This window comes from Stygiolobus sp. CP850M, assembly GCF_037389425.1.
Classification (GTDB): Archaea; Thermoproteota; Thermoprotei_A; order Sulfolobales; family Sulfolobaceae; genus Stygiolobus.
On record NZ_JBBHKR010000073.1, the window covers coordinates 1 to 17,485 of the forward strand.

13 protein-coding genes and 5 pseudogenes are annotated in these 17,485 nt (G+C 36.4%); 12 read left to right on the top strand and 6 right to left on the bottom strand.

Features of this window, described 5'->3' with window-relative positions; all coding sequences use genetic code 11:
• Positions 1-1,184: pseudogene (locus tag WIW89_RS09520) on the top strand (hypothetical protein); the annotation flags it as partial.
• Position 1,185: 1 nt separating this feature from the next.
• On the opposite strand, the gene WIW89_RS09525 reads toward WIW89_RS09520, so the two are convergent.
• Positions 1,186-2,895: a hypothetical protein gene (locus WIW89_RS09525; RefSeq protein ID WP_337720583.1), complete on the bottom strand. Its 1,710-nt coding sequence runs from the start codon at positions 2,893-2,895 to the stop codon at positions 1,186-1,188.
• Between the two features lie 474 nt (positions 2,896-3,369).
• On the opposite strand from WIW89_RS09525, the gene WIW89_RS09530 reads away from it, so the two are divergent.
• Positions 3,370-3,705, top strand: a complete 336-nt coding sequence (locus tag WIW89_RS09530) for a hypothetical protein (protein ID WP_337720584.1) — start codon at positions 3,370-3,372, stop codon at positions 3,703-3,705.
• Positions 3,706-3,845: 140 nt separating this feature from the next.
• A complete protein-coding gene (locus tag WIW89_RS13625) occupies positions 3,846-4,061 on the top strand; it encodes a glycosyltransferase (RefSeq protein ID WP_443296484.1) in 216 nt (71 codons plus the stop codon).
• Here WIW89_RS13625 and WIW89_RS09535 read toward each other — a convergent pair.
• A complete protein-coding gene (locus WIW89_RS09535; RefSeq protein WP_337720585.1) occupies positions 4,036-4,443 on the bottom strand; it encodes a hypothetical protein in 408 nt (135 codons plus the stop codon). The two genes, WIW89_RS13625 and WIW89_RS09535, sit on opposite strands and share 26 nt — an antisense overlap.
• A 682-nt stretch (positions 4,444-5,125) precedes the next feature.
• On the opposite strand from WIW89_RS09535, the gene WIW89_RS09540 reads away from it, so the two are divergent.
• Positions 5,126-5,494, top strand: a complete 369-nt coding sequence (locus tag WIW89_RS09540; protein ID WP_337702916.1) for a hypothetical protein — start codon at positions 5,126-5,128, stop codon at positions 5,492-5,494.
• A gap of 363 nt (positions 5,495-5,857) precedes the next feature.
• On the opposite strand, the pseudogene WIW89_RS09545 reads toward WIW89_RS09540, so the two are convergent.
• Positions 5,858-6,324, bottom strand: a pseudogene (locus WIW89_RS09545) (IS110 family transposase); the annotation flags it as partial.
• A gap of 675 nt (positions 6,325-6,999) precedes the next feature.
• Here WIW89_RS09545 and WIW89_RS09550 point away from each other — a divergent pair.
• The 5 genes and pseudogenes from WIW89_RS09550 to WIW89_RS09570 form a co-directional block, all read left to right on the top strand.
• The gene (locus tag WIW89_RS09550) at positions 7,000-8,481 is read left to right on the top strand and encodes a cytochrome ubiquinol oxidase subunit I (protein ID WP_337720586.1); all 1,482 of its coding nucleotides are present in this window, start codon (positions 7,000-7,002) and stop codon (positions 8,479-8,481) included.
• Positions 8,482-8,517: 36 nt separating this feature from the next.
• Positions 8,518-9,552 carry a hypothetical protein gene (locus WIW89_RS09555; RefSeq protein ID WP_337702912.1) on the top strand — a complete coding sequence of 345 codons (1,035 nt, stop codon included), beginning with the start codon at positions 8,518-8,520 and terminating at the stop codon, positions 9,550-9,552.
• A 92-nt stretch (positions 9,553-9,644) separates the two neighbouring features.
• The gene (locus tag WIW89_RS09560) at positions 9,645-10,265 is read left to right on the top strand and encodes a hypothetical protein (protein WP_337702910.1); all 621 of its coding nucleotides are present in this window, start codon (positions 9,645-9,647) and stop codon (positions 10,263-10,265) included.
• 127 nt (positions 10,266-10,392) lie between these two features.
• A complete protein-coding gene (locus WIW89_RS09565) occupies positions 10,393-10,716 on the top strand; it encodes a hypothetical protein (protein WP_337702909.1) in 324 nt (107 codons plus the stop codon).
• A 746-nt stretch (positions 10,717-11,462) separates the two neighbouring features.
• Positions 11,463-12,271: pseudogene (locus WIW89_RS09570) on the top strand (transposase); the annotation flags it as partial.
• Between the two features lie 255 nt (positions 12,272-12,526).
• Here WIW89_RS09570 and WIW89_RS09575 read toward each other — a convergent pair.
• The 3 genes from WIW89_RS09575 to WIW89_RS09585 all read right to left on the bottom strand — a co-directional run bounded on the left by WIW89_RS09575 (position 12,527) and on the right by WIW89_RS09585 (position 14,784).
• Positions 12,527-12,670, bottom strand: a complete 144-nt coding sequence (locus WIW89_RS09575; RefSeq protein WP_337702908.1) for a hypothetical protein — start codon at positions 12,668-12,670, stop codon at positions 12,527-12,529.
• A gap of 523 nt (positions 12,671-13,193) precedes the next feature.
• A complete protein-coding gene (locus WIW89_RS09580) occupies positions 13,194-13,487 on the bottom strand; it encodes an antibiotic biosynthesis monooxygenase family protein (protein WP_337720587.1) in 294 nt (97 codons plus the stop codon).
• A 784-nt stretch (positions 13,488-14,271) separates the two neighbouring features.
• Positions 14,272-14,784: a hypothetical protein gene (locus WIW89_RS09585; protein ID WP_337720588.1), complete on the bottom strand. Its 513-nt coding sequence runs from the start codon at positions 14,782-14,784 to the stop codon at positions 14,272-14,274.
• A 520-nt stretch (positions 14,785-15,304) separates the two neighbouring features.
• On the opposite strand from WIW89_RS09585, the pseudogene WIW89_RS09590 reads away from it, so the two are divergent.
• From WIW89_RS09590 to WIW89_RS09600, 3 genes and pseudogenes are all read left to right on the top strand, one after another.
• A pseudogene (locus tag WIW89_RS09590) lies at positions 15,305-15,532 on the top strand (hypothetical protein).
• Between the two features lie 100 nt (positions 15,533-15,632).
• Positions 15,633-16,660 (top strand): annotated as a pseudogene (locus WIW89_RS09595) (ISH3 family transposase).
• 177 nt (positions 16,661-16,837) lie between these two features.
• On the top strand, positions 16,838-17,485 hold a 648-nt coding region (locus tag WIW89_RS09600), incomplete at its 3' end, for a methyltransferase domain-containing protein (protein WP_337720589.1).

The window sequence follows — 17,485 nt, forward strand, 5'->3', positions numbered from 1 at the left end:
AAATAACGGTTTCAGCGGTAAAAGGCGGTAGAACCGAGTGGGTTAAGAGTGTAATACCCGACCTGATAAAGAGGGCAAAAGAGAACACGGTTTTTGCAAGACTCTTCTCTGTCATAGCATATTATTACCTTATGAATGAAGAAGATGAAAGACTAGAAGAAGAAATAGAAAGGTTACAAGATGCATATTCAATATTTCCTAAATCTTTAATTAAATATAAGAGAGGAGAAATAGCACATTTGGAAGTTCAAGATCCCTTGTGGGCCACGATCTTATTTGGAAGTCTTGCGGATTACGCACTGTCAAGCAAGGATCTAATAAAGTTTGCTTTTCTATATGAAAAATTTAGGCGGTCAGCTACAAAAGTGAAAGAGATACCACTGAATAAGGATGAAGCTTTACTTCTCTCAGACTTTTTAATGACTATACCAACAACTAACTCATCGTTAATCTACAAAGAGCTTGCCTTATTGAAGAAGAGATTAGACGCCGGAATTGGATATACATTACTACTTACACACCCTAAGACTGAGTCTGTGAGGACTACAATCGAACTAGTGGAAAAACTGAGTAATGACTGGTTTTCTGAAGTCTGGAAAAGAGTAAAGGAAGGTGATTATACGGATGAGGATTGTATGGATTTAATTAAGATGTACCAGCTTAAGTTAATGAAGAGCTTGGCTAATGGAGAGAAGTATGAGTATAAGACTATATTACAAGATGTTATGGATTTAAAGAATATATGTAATCAAGTAAAAAGCTCGGATATAAAGGGTGCAATAGATATAATTACTAATCTTTCTGGTGTTATACTTAACGACCGTCAGGAGGAGTTAATCATTTCGGGGACTTCCTTAGATCTCGCGATATATATTGGTAGTCTAATACTTTTAGGCCGTAAGGATAAACAATATTTCTTTAACATTATAGCAAAACAAATCGAAGAAAGACATCCTCCAGACTCACTGGAAGTTCTTCTAGTGCAATTAATCGATGCCTTAATTAATGAAGATAAAAAGCGGCTGGAACAGAAAATAGAGAAAATGAAGGATAACTACTACTCTGCCATGTTGGAGGTCCTTGTTAAAGTATTAACAGACAAGAGAAGGGCTGTACTGGGGTTGATCCCGTATATAGGTATGTGGCACATTACGGGTAGTAGACCAAGAGGCTTACTTTATTAATTTACTTTTTTCTCGCTACAAGTAAAGCTATAACTATTGCGGTAATTACTACTATAATTATTTCGACGGGGTACATAGGCGGTATAGAAAGTTGCTTTGAAGAATTCGCAGATTTGGTGGGTATGATAGTTGATGTGCTGGGTGTCGTACTATCTGTGACCGTCTGGGAATAAGTTGTCGAAGACGTCGTGGACTGATGAGAGGTGGTTGTGGGGATACTAGTTGTCGTATTTGATGGAATTACAGTAGTAGTGGTAATTGAAGTAGATACTTCCTTATAAACTAGGATGTAGATTATGATGCTCTCATTTATAGATCCTAGAGAATTTTGAGCTTCCACTGTAATATAAGCAGTTTCATTCTTAGTGAAGTTAAGGTAATAAATGTTATCCGTTGTAGAGCCTAAAAGCGTACCATTCACGAAAACCGAATACGTTGATGGAACGCTCTCCGACCAATATAATGTCACTATAGTGTATCCGTTGTAATGCTCTTGATTTGAATGAATTGAGAAAGGCTGAGGTATTCCTCCAATATATACCAAGGTCGGGCTTGATGTTAACTGATAAGTAGGTGGGAATATCGAGGCTAAGTAACCGTCGACCTTTACCGTAAAAAGGTATATAGTGGTGTTTCCTACTAATGCTTCACCTACATTGAGAGAAATACTGGGGGCTGTAGTGGAACCGCTATTGAAATAGACTGTGGACCAGTCGGATAGTTTAAAGACATAGTTATAATAAGTATACTGAGTCTGACTATTTCTATACACTGAGCTAACTGCGACCAGACCATTATAATAACTTACTGTTGCAGTACCGGGTACTTGCTTTACATTATAAATACTGTCGTTTAATACGTTATATTCAGCTATGTAAGAATAACTATTAGAGGAGAAGTCAATTAAGAATGTATGGTTGTTAACTCTTTGGAAGGAAGTTGGCTCTATATCTTTGTAATTAGGAGCGTGAGTTAAAGCCTTACTAGATAAGTTATATATAAAGAGTTGTTCAGGAGGTAATGATACTGAGGATATCGAACCACTACTTAGTTGTAGGAGGGATAACTTACTAGTTGAATTAGCAATAGCTATTATGTCACTGGAGAGAACGCATATTAAGATTACATTATTCACTGGGATAGTGTTATTGTAAATTATTTGATGTGAGGGTGAAATCACGATCAAGTAAGGCGTTGAGGAGGAAATGTTAGGGTACCATATAGCGTATATATACCCTTTGTACAACGAGAAAGCTTCGGTGAAACCGTAATCTATGACCAGATCAAGATTTCCCCAAATCCCGTTGCTGTAATCCACTGAGGCTAAATACGCGTATTTAATATCTGGTGATGATGGGTTAATTGAGGTTATATTAGGAGCGTAAATAAAGTAGACGGTGTCATTTAAAACGTACGGTTTGGATACAACCATTCCTTCAGGAGGGGAATATGAAGGGATACCGTAACCACTCAGGTAGGTTGAGATAGAGCTAATAGAATACGAACCTGACAAACTAGCACTCCCGCTTACTTCTATAACTAAGTAAAATATACTATTTCCGCTAACGCTTTGTTGAGACGCGTCTATAAAATCGGCAGTTAATGCAGCTGATATCTGAGCTTCTGATTTAATACTCATAGATATTAAGAGCAGTACCAGCAAAAAGACAGTAGAAAACACTATTCTAGCATTACACAAATGGGTTCCCATTAAATTCTCTAAACCGTTTTTATGTAAAAAGCTTTATTGAATAATCTGGCTGAAAAATTTTTAAGATTAGCCGTATTAAGGAAGTAGGATGTTGAAGATAATTTACTTATATCCCGTAATTGTGTGAAAATTATATAATTAAAAACCTAGAATTTTAGATATCTATCAAATAATTGCTTTAACAATTCCTAAATCTTTTATGATAATTTCACTTATATCGTAGTGTTCGTTAATTGTTTACCAGCTTAGGTTATGTTTGTTTCATGAATTCTACATATTGATCATTAAGTTTAAGAAAATTTTCTCTGTTAATATATGTATACCATGAAATTTATAATTTCATACTCATATGCCAGTAATTAAATGAAAGTGAAAATTACATATGATACCGGTAAGGAAGAGGAAATAGAGTTAAGTAAAATTTAGGTAATAAAAAATGAAAATAATAATAAAAATTAAGCTCATTACAAATTTGTGAGAACAGAAGAACCAATTACAATAATTCACGTTTATGTTCCTACAGATGAGAGACCTACAGTGAAGCCGATCAACGTAGAAGATGAGATCAAAAGTAAGGTCGTAACTATCACTAGGTATAAAAACGTAGCTGATGAGCTCATATCTAAGGCTAAAATAGCTCCTTTGCAGTCATCCAGAAGTCAATGCGTCTTCTGTGGTGACGCAGCTACTAATCAATATAACAATAAACCAGTATGCTCTTCATGTTTTTCTTATTTAGTTAAGTACGGTGAAAATAGTACGGAATTTAGAAATTATCTAAATAGGAAATTAATGGGCAAACTAATATGAAGTTTCTAAAAGTATGAAGACTATACTTCATTTTAAGTGAATTGAGTAGAACGTTTTTGAATATATCTGTCAAAATCTGGAAAAATTTTAAAATGTAGAGTTTATAAGGATTAAATGTTTATCCTAAAATCTTAATATTCATCGTCTATTACAACTCTGAAAAAGAAGGAAGCTTATTGTATGAACATGTTAAAGCCTTAAAAAATCTCGATTACCCTGACTACGAAGTCATAATGGTAGATAATGCCTCATCTGATAACACTTTCAAAATATTGTCGAACTTAATTAGCAGTGACAGTATGTTCAAGCTTATAAGGTCTGAAAAAATACCTATTTCAACGGTGGAAATAATTTAGCATTTAGACACGCTTCTAAGGAGTCAAAATATTTCATAACTGTTAATCCAGATGCTGTTCCCGACAAAATTTTCTTAAAGTCAAGTAATTTATTTGTATAGTTTTTCCAATAATAGAAAGTAAACAATATAACAATATTTATACCCCACATAAGAGAGGATAAGTCAATAAACAATCTTGTAAACATCATCAATACATTAACTATAAACAAGAAGTTATTTATCAATAGCAGATACACCAACAATTTTCTTGTAAATTCCTCTTTGTAGTAAACCGAATTAATTAAAGTAAGTCTATCCAAGAAGTTAATTAAAGTCAACATGAATTCTTTACCTTTATCATCATAAGTATCTCCTAATACTATTTTTCTCCATAATTCCATTGATTCGTTAGAGACATAACCTATATATTCAGAAAGTTTAACTATTTATCTTAGATAAGATAATTTATAGTTTATATATACAGAATTTATTGTATCTTTATTATTACTGTAATATCTATAACTATATAAGGTTGTAATGAAAGATATGGGAAAAAGGCATTAACATTCCTACTAAAATCAATGTACTAAACATATTGACTCTCAATATAACACTCTTGACCTTAAATAATAAATATTTTATCTTATTAATTACTTCAAAGTTATTATCGTAATATCCTTTTATTGTTCAAATATGCATGTAAAGAAGTAAATTTTAGGAAAAAACCAATTCATATGTAAAGTCTTTTTGCATAATCTTTTAATTCAAAAATTAAATTAATTAACTATGATAACTTCAGCAAGTATAAGTGGAATACTCAACAGAAGGTTCGTCAATGAGGACGTGGCAAATCTTATAAAAGCCGGGCTTGTAGATAAAGACTTAGTTAACTTGCTTTTAAACTTTCTAGCAACAAAAACACGATTTCAGGATCTATTGATCTTTAATAATATAAAAGGGAACAATGTTTCATTATTAAATCGAGGTAAAATCAGCTTTTTTCCGTATCTTTCAAACCTCCGATAAGCGACGAGATTATAGCAGAAATTTATAAAGAATTTAAAGATAAATACTTGAAGTTATTTGAGAAGGAAACAATTGGCTATGAGTTCTCTTTTGAGGCAGTTGAGGGGAAAAATAAAGCTTCTGGAACCTCCCCAAGAAGTCAAAACCGACATATTAAGCTCTCCTAAATTAATGGGAGTCAGACTGATTGACAGTAGATCCGATATCTCTAGCGAGAGCATAAATTATAAGGAAATCGTTATTGAACCTTTAATAGGAGAAAACAAGGTATTAATTAGTTTAACTTATAGAGATAAAACGCTTGATGAGAACATTATTAGATGGTTAGTTGTAAGCTCGATGGAGTTAACGTGCTTTGTGGGCTACTTCAGAATTATACTTAAATTTATAGATAATTATACGAGTATTACCCATGGGAAAGAGTAAGTACAAGAGGGATTGGCAAAAGTACGACGGGAACGTCATAACGAGATATACCCTAATGTTCCGTTTGCCCCTACACTTTCATTTCAATCATTTTATGTTCATTCATGGTCGAGTGTAGGGACTTAGCCCTCAACCATCCACTTACTGTAGGTGGGTCATGGGACTCCTTCGAGCCCAACGGCGGGGCTCACATCTCTGCAATCACTCCCACACTTTTGGACATAGTCCGCATCGGTGTGAGAGATCATCATTTATTAACAGGGGTTTGTTATAAACAAATATAAAAAGATCTCTGTTAACGTGAAAAAGGATTCAGCCCTTCTACGTCTTCGAACACTGGTTTACTTGAAGAGGAGAATTGGTATTCTTGTACTTTACCTCTATGTCCTTTAGGAAGAGGTAGAGTGTTGTCATTTCCTTTAAGGGGTTGTAATCGTATTCCTTAGCCTTATCAACCATGTTTTCTAATTTTTCTCGTCGTAAAATTCTGTTTTCTTTCCCCTAAACTTCTTTTCCCTCGATAACGCGTTTGGACTAACTTGTATTATTTTTATCCCTATTCTCCTTGAAGTGAAGGTCTTATTGCGTATACTCCAGTAGGCTCTAGGACTATTCTGCAGGGTTTCATCTTGAGGATTTCTTCATAACCCTCCTTTTTGTTCTCGTATTTTCTCACCCTCCCCCTAATGATCTTTTGATACATCTATCCCTATTACCCCTACCTATTTATCACACCTATATGCGTGAATTTTATCACAATGTTCAGTTCGATGGTAGGGGTTTGTCACGCCACTACCCGAAGATTTCACTTCAATTTCCCTCTCGATCATGTTTCCCCAGCCGAGGAGAGTATCACTCTCCTCGATTAATAAAACCTATATAGGTGTTTCCCTTGACCAGCCCCTATGGGTAACTGAGTATGATCCCTTAAGACGGGTGCTCGTGGCGGAATTAGAAGTAATTAAAAGTAAGGAAAAGTTACGTCACGGGTAAACACAATCCGATCTAGGAATTATATACGTATCTATAAAAGTTTTGAAAGTAGAAGTGATAACAGTCTATTTAACCTTTTCCTTCATAAATTCCAACAACTTCTAACGCGAATTCAAATATTATTCCCCTTATCTTTTTATAAAAAAGAATCTTTCCAATAATTCACTGTAAACTCAAATTATGATGAAAATTAATAAAAATTAACCAATAAACAAATAATTAAACTATTATTAAAACTATTACTTAATTAGAACTAGTATTTAAACATTTAGGTAAATTTAAATAGAAGATTAGATTTATAATAGTTTAAACATGAATACAAACTCTCAGTACTTATTTACATTATATCATAAATCATGCTTTCTGGAGAATTAAACATGTAAAAAAAAGTTAAATAATCATTTCGATTAATGAATTAAATTACTTTTATCAAAATAAAATTTTACTCTTAGTATCTAAATAAAAGGAAGCATTTAAATAGTATGAATTCGTAATTATAATTGGTGAATCAAGTGACTCTTGAAATATTCGACCGTATTCTTGCAGCGTATACAATGGGAACACACGTATTGTTTACATATTGGGCTATAACGCTACCAATATTCATAGTGGCAGCTGAGTATTTAGCTTATAGAAAGAACGACCCATATTACATGGCAATAGCTAAAAGATGGTCAGTTGTTATGGCTGTATTGTTTGCCGTTGGTTCTGCAGCTGGTGCGGCTATCGCTATTGAGTTCATAACCGTATGGTACAAGTGGATGTATGTAGTAAACCAGGTTGATATCTTAGCCTTTGATATTGAGGTTTTAGCATTCTTTACTGAAGTAATATTCTTAGCACTTTACATGTACGGCTGGGATAGGCTGAGTAGAGGAGCGCACATGATTATAGGACTATTAATTTCATTAGGTTCTGTAGCATCTGCGATTTTAATAATATTGGTTAACTCTTGGATGAACACTCCTACTGGATTTAACGTTGCACAATACGCACAGAGTGGGCAAATAACCGATGTGGATCCATTAGGCGCACTTGCACCACCGGCAGCAATTGCTGAAGTACCTATGGGTGTCGCGGGTGCTTGGTTTGTAGGATTTGGTAGTATATTAGGTTATTTCGCTTATAGAATGTTAACTAACAAGAATATGGATCATGAGGAGAAGGAGTATTACACTAGAGGGTTTAAGCTTTCCGCTTACTTATGGGCTGGTGATGCTATATTCTTAGCATGGGCTGGTGATAATGCTGGAAAGACTTTATACTGGGCCCAACCTCTTAAACTAGCAACTTTGGAGGGTTTGAGGACTACTCAATCCAACGCTCCATTAGGTTTCCTCGGCATTAAAATACCCGGTTTATTGAGTTTGTTAGTCTCATGGCCACCTAATCCTAACACTGTAGTCTTAGGGTACTCGAGTTTCGTGAGTCAAGACTGGGATCCAGTATTGTGGATCTCCCATCCCGCATATGATATCCACGCTACTTTAGGAATAATTGGTGCATTAGTAGCCTGGGTATTAGCTTACTCGGTATGGAGAAGGCCAAAGTGGTTAAGCTTCTTAGGTTTAGATAATCCTACAGAGAATATTATACCCTTAGGTGCCGCATTCTTATTTGGTTGGTTACAACTAATAGCATGGGAAGCTGGCTGGGTAGCTGCTGAAACTGGAAGACAGCCATGGGTTGTGTGGGGACCAATGGTACAAACTGCCTCTGGATTATATGCTATTCAAGCCGGTCTGGCTACTGCAGATGCATTTAATAACAGTCCAGAGATCTTGCCAATAGGAATAACTATAATGGTCGTTCTAGCTACTGCTGTAGCTGGAACCGTATACATGTTGAAGAAGTTATTCTCGACGAGAAGAATTGCTGATGATATTTCCGCCTCTCTATCAGTCTCAAGCGGCTATGCCGCAGGAGTAATGGCTACTCAAACTTCTAAGGACTCGAGTATAGGAAATGATAAGATAATTGACAAAGGGAAGTAATTTTTTTTTAAATTTTATTCATGGGGGTTGGGTTAAATGAATGAATATACATTATTCTTCTTCGTACCCCTTGCGTGGTTTGTAACAATATTTATGATTGAGGCCGGTTCAATCGTAATGATTCCTATATGTAGAATAGAGAGTTATAAGCAGAGAATGATTGCAGTATTAGGAGCTCTATGGGCTATTATTGCAACTTCTTTAGTATATTTAGTAGTGTCGTTAGACACGATTTTTGCCCCAATAATGTTTGTAACGGGTGAGGTTTTAGTAGCACCATTACTCGTCCTAATTATATTTCTTGGCTTACATCACTTCTTAATAGGTAGTGCTGAAGGGGCTGGAAGCTTAGGTTTACATATGGATGAAGAGAAGTTTCTAACATTAGTAATGCCTATAGCTCTGATAGTTGCCTTTTTGGGTAACACATTGTTCACTTCAGTATTTAGCGGTTACGGTTTCCAATTCACTTTAAAAAGCCTACTAGAATTGCAAGTAACTCCTAACTACGTGCAAATGTTATTCAATCCGTTTAATATAGTGTTCTTCTTGGGAGTTGTATTTTATGTAGTATACTTCACAGTAGCATTCTATGGTGTTAAGGAGAGGTGGTATTTAGGCGTTGCTGGACTAACGCTTGCGCATATAATATTCTTAGCTAGTACTGCAATATGGTTACCAGTAGTATTTCAGAGTGCTGTAGGTAATCCGGGCTATTGGATATTCGTAATACTAACTTATGTATTATTATACTTATCAACATTTAAGAACATACCATGGAGACAGACATGGGTATTCCTGCTGACTTATATAGGTGCATTAATGTTTGGAGTGTTTACTCAAGGTAGGATATTGCAAGATGCTGTACCCGCCGGTACTGTACCGGCAATTCAAGGAAGCCTAGCTGGAGTTCCAGCATCTTTACTATTAACTAATCCTACTACTTTGGCCGCTGGTGCTGTAGTATTGGGAATGGGTGGAATATTAACTATAGGTGGTGTTACTGCAGTTTCATACAAAATCTTGTACAGGCAAGCGCTAGAGAAAGTTGCCAGAAAGGTAAAGGCATAATTTTTTTCCTTTTTATTAAAATTTAATTTATATTTATTTACAGTTTAAATCTCATCAGAAAATTTTTTAAGGTATAATTTCAATTTTCGTATATGAACGGGGTTCAATTCGAGGCTATTATATGGTCTTTAATAACGTTCATATTAAGCTTGGGTTTAACGTTCCTAGTATGGAGCAAATATGACAGAAGTAAAAGTAAGATGTGGCTCTTTTGGTTCTTAGGTTTCGTGCTCTTTTCGGTAGGAACTCTATGTCAAGTGCTTTTCGCATTTGGAATAAGTAATTACCCGTTAAGTGCAATATATGTGTTTGCAGTCGCTGAATTAGTACTAATTCTATCCTTAGGGTCTATACAACAGATACCCCAAAAGTTTGTGAAATTATATTACGTATATAGTGTTGTAGCGAGTATCATTATAGTAATTGCAATCCTAGCTCAGAGCTTTAATGTAGTAGAGGATTACTTACCAATGAACTACCCACCATTAGTGGTAAGTGCTTCTTCAGTAGCCACAATCCCCGGTACTGGAGTTATTTTGTTCTTAGCAGCTAGGGCTATACTGTTTAAGGCCAATCCTTTAAAAATGGGCATGGTGATTTTAGGAATAGTAATCCTAGCCTTCGGCGGTATGTTAGCGGCTAGCGGATTTTATATAGCATTGTATATTTCGGAGATCATGGGCATGAGTTTATTTCTATACGGAATTTACTAGTAAAGAATTCGTAAAGGTTACTGACTCTGAGAGATGTTACTAACTTATCCACTATTATCCAATGATGATGCATCACGGACATAACTGGTGGTAAAAGTTTAAATTTACTAAAAAATAATTATAATTTATGAGAGTAGGGGTTAAAGGTAATCGTTTTTTATGGTTGTTAGGTGGGGCTTTAGCTGGTGTAGGTTATATTATTGGGGTCTTTTATTTATTAATTGCTAGAAAAGGATCAGAAAGGTGGTTAGGGTTACTTTATTTTGTAGGGCCAATAGGTTCGTTAATGATGTACTTTTTATTAAGGAATGACAAGCAGAACTCCTATCTTAAAGATATGGCATTATATTTACTTTATGGATTTATAATATGGATTGTTATCGCAATACCTCTAGGGTTAAATCCGTTCTATCAGATCTTTGGCTATGTACACGGTTGGCTCAGCGATTAACAGCACTTAAGACAGCTTTACTCGCTCTCTATACAATAGATGATAGTAAAGATTAATTATAGCCAATTATTAGTACCACGATCCAACAACGGCTTACGCCAGTCCAAGAGATAATAATTGCGATAGATCATGGTGCGTTAACAAGTAAGCAATAGGATTTTTTGAGATGGCAGTGATAAGCACAAGAATATTGGATGAAGTTCTACCAGATTAACGGGTGGGATACGATTTCCTTAGGGTAATAAGTAGTTTCAGTAATGCCTAGTATGTGTTTCCCGCCTCCGAATTAGAGGTAAAAGTAGGAAGCTAGAACATATAATAACTCCAGTGTGTAATAGTTGATGATTAAAATGCTTACGCAACAAAATGCTTTGTGGGCTACTTCAGAATTATACTTAAATTTATAGATAATTATACGAGTATTACCCATGGGAAAGAGTAAGTACAAGAGGGATTGGCAAAAGTACGACGGGAACGTCATAACGAGATATACCCTAATGTTCCGTTTGCCCCTACACTTTCATTTCAATCATTTTATGTTCATTCATGGTCGAGTGTAGGGACTTAGCCCTCAACCATCCACTTACTGTAGGTGGGTCATGGGACTCCTTCGAGCCCAACGGCGGGGCTCACATCTCTGCAATCACTCCCACACTTTTGGACATAGTCCGCATCGGTGTGAGAGATCATCATTTATTAACAGGGGTTTGTTATAAACAAATATAAAAAGATCTCTGTTAACGTGAAAAAGGATTCAGCCCTTCTACGTCTTCGAACACTGGTTTACTTGAAGAGGAGAATAGATATGCAAAGAAAACCTACAAGGCACCAAAGGAGTTCAACGAATTCCTAGCATTCCTCCACTTGTTCTTACCTTATAGGGCTATTGAAGGAGTATTGAGAGCACTAGAGAGACTGAAAATCATCCCAACAAGCCTAGACTACTCAACAATATGGGAAAGAGTAAGAAACATGAACATAAAATTCCCAGAAGCAAACGACGAGCTGGAAGTAATAGCAGACGCAACGGGAATAAGCACAAACAAGGGAGGACAATACATCATAGCAAAATGGGGTAAAACTAGGGACTCAAAATTCCTCAAGATCGAAATAGCAATGGATAAGGACCAATTCAACATAATAAACGCCGAAGTAACCACCAACGAGGTTGAGACAGCAGTCAAGACAGTTAAGGATTTACAAGACAAGGGAAAGAAAGTCAAGAAATTTTATGGAAAGCTTATGATGCTAATGAGGTTTACAAGACCGGGGTTGAGGTTGTTGTCCCACCTAACGCTTCTACTAAGCGTGGCCATCCTACTAGGAGAAAGACTGTAAAAGAGTTCAAGAGGTTATAATCGTTGGAGGGAGGAGAAGGGTTACGGTGTTAGGTGGAGGATTGAGTCCTTATCTCTGCTGTACTTTTGGGGAATCTGTTAGGGCTACAAGTTTTTTAGGACAAGTGGTTGAGGCTAAGCTCAAGTTCTGGGCTTATGCATGGATGCTCCACTTGGCTAATTCTTTAATTGGTAGAGCTCCGGGTATTAGGGTGTGAGCTTGCGAATAACGTTAAATATTAATTACTGAAAAATTCTCAATGTATTATATCATGCTTATGAAATAAATTGAAGATATCAACAAAGCAGAGTTAACGAAAAAGCTTATAACTTAACTAATAATGTTTTTTAACTCAGACTATACAGTAACTATCTTCCATACTCTATCATTTATTATTCTTTTTAAGGTCCTGATAACCATATAAAGATGACTATAATTTCTATATTGAAGACTACTTTTGAATACTTTGTCCTCATCTAACAGATGTCGATCTATAAAACTTTTCAATATTATCAGTTCTGGTAAAGCCCATTAATCCTTTAATCTCCAATACAAGTAATGCTATTCCTTGAAAAGGCCTTCCCTTAGTCAAGGCTATTACCGCGTCTATGAACAAACATAATCCAAGGCTTTTATATTATAAAAATAGAGATTTGTCTCTGAGACTGTAGAGAAATGGATCGGGCCAATATCTGACTCCTTCCCGCCATGGAAGGGCTAACGTTCTCTTTCAAGGGGTTCATCATTCCCACCATTGATTCGGGTGTACATCTGAGGGGCAGTCGGTTGGATCAGAGATCCACTCCCATTTGAGGAGGGAACTTTCAATGCCGAGCTCTAGTTTGTTAGGAGAGAAGAGGGATTCTAGATGCTCCTAACTCACATTAAGCCCTCAAGCGAGCTAAGGAGAGCGTTATTAGCACCACTAAGAGATATCTCAACAAAGAAATGTTTAAACACAAGGCTATCCATCCCCTTGGCGAGGCTTTCGCCTCCTTAACCCCCTAATTTTGTAAACACCTTAGAGTAAATAAGTGTTTCCAAGTTTTTTCATATTTTAGTGATAGAAAAATAGCATTGGAGAAATGTGAAAGGGTGGATTTGGCTTACAAAATTTGTAAGGCAACGAAACGGTGTTTTTATGCCTCATTAACTTCTTGGAGTATTTTATGTCTGGGTATTCCCTCGAGTATAGTTTTCCCATAAGTAGTGGTATCACGATACTCTCTACTCGTTATAAACTTCTTAAATGCATCGATTGAATCCCATTCACTGTAAATTAGATACTCTTGCGGGTCGTCGATCCTCTTGTAAAGTTTTGCATCTCTGAAACCAGGGAACTTCTTTAAAAACTCCAAGACTGTATTAAACGTTTTCTCGAACTCCTCTTCGTGTCCTTTCTTTACCCTATAATAAAGACCTACGTTTATCATACTTAATCATTAATGAAGGCCAGTTTATATTTTTATCTATATATACATATATATAATTAAAAAACTACAAAATTGAGGGCAATGGTCGCTTTGGTCATATATCCGCGTTAGATTTCTCCTTTCTTCTAGTGAAAAGTATTTTATTTCTGACGTAAAAAGTAATTTCTCTATTCATATGTATAAATGCTTTTCAACAATAAAATAAAAAGTATTCTACAATAGCGTTAATAATTAAAATCAATGTATATTTTCTATGGACGTTTGAAGACCTTAAAATTTCAACTTAATTTATATTAATCAAAGGCAAAATAAAATTCTTTAATAATATATATAATATGAGTCTATACATGGAAAAGACTGTTAGATTTTAAGTAATCTAGGCATTTAAATAGTCTCCTAATAGGAGTTAACAAGGAATATAATATGTTAAAGTCTAAGATAATCTCAAATTCTGAGGTTTCCTTAAAAACTTCATTACGAATAGTGCTAGGACTACAATATTTTTAATTACTTCTAATCCCTTTAATGCTATTTAGTTACGGAAAGATTTGTAAATATTATTTCCGTTAACATTGAATCAGAGGGTACCACTGTGAAATCTATGAGCAATCGCGAGGTGGAGGAAGGCACCCAATGAAACTCCCCCATGTCCTTGAAGGGAGTGGTTTAACTATCGCTCCCGTACACGGTATGGAGAGTGAGAAGGAGTAATGAGGCAGAGTGATTAATAGTCACGAAAAGTGACTATTAGTCACGATGAAGGCTGAACTCTATTACAAGGTAGCTATGAGAACCATTGAGTTCGGCAAGTAGTTCTGTGTATAAGCTCTCCTTTAAAACTTTTAGCTCTCAAAAGGAACTTTGACATAATATACGTTATAAGCTCATTCCAAGATAAACACGGGTATCCCTTAACTCTACCCAGGGTCTTTGTTACCGATTTAATGCATTCGTCGAGTAACGGGCAAGAGGGGCAATGAGGTGAGGAAAGGTTAACGAATATCAGCACTCCTTCTTTCTTGTCCACCAGTATTATCTTTTTTTCGATTCTCAGCTCTCCCTGACTCACACGGAAAGATAAGACGAACTTAAAATTTATAGCCTTATCTTTGATAAGTCCTAACTCCTTGAGCCTTCTCGACAGTCTGTAATAGTAGCTCCTGCTTACTGGAATATCTCCAGCTAGAATACGTAAATAGACGTCCGAGGAAATCTTATCGAAATCTTCACTCTTAAGCATTATTCCGTCCTCATCGATTATATCTCTAGTAATGATGAAAAATTTGTAAATACACATAATTAACTATTTTGCTTGAAGTATAAAATATCTAAAGCGTTGGAGTGATTGACGTTGCTTTAGGAACCAGTGCTTTTATTACAAAATTAGGGGGGTTGAGAGGGCGGAAAGCCTCACCAAGAGGATGGATAGTCCCCTTATAGAAAGTTTAAAATATCTCTTTTTCTTAATATCCCTTAGTGATGCTAATGACGCTCCTTATATAAAACATATTAGTCAGATCTGGGTAATACAGATCTGACTGGGGTGTAGGCCGTTGACTTCCTTGGGCTTAAAGCCCGGTGGGGAGCTTGGCCGCCTCCAACTCGGACCGGAAGTTGGGCAAAAAGCCCGAATAAAACATAAGGGTGAGTGTAAGTGGAGGCCCCCAGTTGCAGGAATAGACGTATCAAAAGATAAATTAATTGTACTATAATAAGCAGTTTAACATTAGTGAGTAAAGCAGGTTTCATGGCGTAAGTAGTGTGGACTATGCTCAATTTTTAAGGAAAAGTTTTTATACCGGAAGCTCCCCAGCTTAATGGGACTGTGGGAGGAGCAATCGGTATCTTCCCTTTTCCTTCAAGGGACTAGAGCCTGGCAATGAAAGTCCCCCTTTCAAGTGAGAGCGGTTCTCTGATCCACTCGACTGCCCACCAGATGTAATCCCGAATCAATGGTGGGAACGATGAGCCCTCTGGAAGGGAACCCTCTACCCTTCCACGGTAGACCCAAAATCATATTAGAAAAAATATTTCTGATAGGATAATATCTAATCTGTGAAAGATAAAGAAATTTATAAGAGTGTAAAGAATTGGAGAAAGGGTTTAAGGTGAGGGAGATAGAATATTACCACGTGAGATAGGAAGATGGTAACACCGGGTCTCCCTCACCAAACATTCAACAAATAGGATATAAATTACTTTCCATGCTTTAAGGGAAAGAAAGGAGAAGAGGTGGCAAAAACTCTCATCTCCGCGTGTTTACGATTCAGTAGAGAACAAGTCCAGAGCGTATGACGTATCCCCACAAACCGTGAGAAACTACGTAGAGAAACAAGGGATAGAAGTAATTGATTGGAAAATGCTAGGAAAATATCCTTAGAAGTACTGAAGGGAGTAAAGGAGGTAGACCTCTCAATAGACTGGACAACAAAGACGTGGTATGGGAAACCAGTGAAAGGACTCGGAAGTTCAGAGAAGGGAAACTCGTGGAACTACGCAACTGCAACAACCAAGTAGGGAGAGTGCTTTTACTTGCCTTTATTCCGCAAGTGAACGGTATGACTAAGGACGAGATAGTGAAAAACCTCGTGGAGCAAGTTGTCGCAATGGGATTCAAGATAAGGTTGATAACTCTTAACGCCGGTTTCTACACTGTCGACGTGCTCAACTTCATTTCACAGTTTAAGTACATAGTTGCCGTCCCAGTTGGGGATGTGAAGGTTTATGAGGAGTTTGATGGTGATTATAAGACTAATAGTAAGAGGCATAGGAGGAATGAGCAAGTTAAGTTCAGGCTCCTCGTGTACAGCAAGGAAAAAGCGAGGAGGAAGAAGAGGCTTGTTTATTTTGCTAGGGCTACTTACCTCGAGATACCAAAGAGGGAAGTGTTGGATTTGTACAATAAGGTGAGAGGTCCTATAGAGACGTCATATAGGAACATTAAGGCTTTTCTCCCATTTACTAGTTCTACTAAGTTTGTTTTCCGCACGTTGATCTTCGTTCTTGCCCTTGTATTCTACTCCTTATATACCGTAATCAAGGGGGAGGTGGGGAGAGAGGAGTTTAGATTATTATTAATTCTTTTATATCCCGATTTATTCAATCCGGAGAATTTTACAATTAATCTAGTAGAGACACTTATTTACACTATAGATTTATTTTCAAGGAGGTGATTTTGGGTCTACCGTTTAAAGCGGGGAGAAAGTCTGAACTGCATCTAATCTAAGTTTATAATAAATATTTTCTTCTATATAAATCAATTATTACTTATAGCTTTATATCGTATTATATAGATTACACGGTGTATATAGAGAGTAGGATATTAAAATTGAAAATAGGTGATATTAAGTATGAGGTTATTTTGGTACTTTGATGAACAATCTAATTATTCTTATCATGCCCATGCTATAAAGAACTTAATAGCTGATGTTGAAGGTCTTCAGGACGTGATTGTAGCAGAATCATATAGTTTTGGTAAAATGCTAATAATAGACCAACTGATACAATCAGCGGAACATGATGAATACATCTACCACGAATCTTTGATTCATCCAGCAATGGTGGCTTCAGATGATCCTGAGAGAGTATTAATAATAGGGGCTGGAGAAGGTGCCACGATTAGAGAAGTTCTGAAATATAACGTGAAGGAAGTTGTAGCGGTTGATGTGGATAGAAAGGCAGTCGAGATTGCTGAGAAGCATTTAGAGACATGGCACAAGGGCTCATTTAGGGATCCAAGAGTTAGGTTGATCTTCCAAGACGGTTTCGATTTTGTCAGACAATACAAGGGAGAGCCTTTTGATGTAGTAGTACTAGACCTTACAGACCCTACTGAGACTTCTCGTTCCAGAAACTTATATACTATAGAGTTTTATAGAGAGGTGAAGAAGTTAGTAAAGGACGTTATGGTAACTCAGGGCACTTCTCCGTATCAATCTCCTCATTCGTTTTCAAGGCTTGTAAAGACGTTGAGGGAAATATATAACTACGTGTCTGTG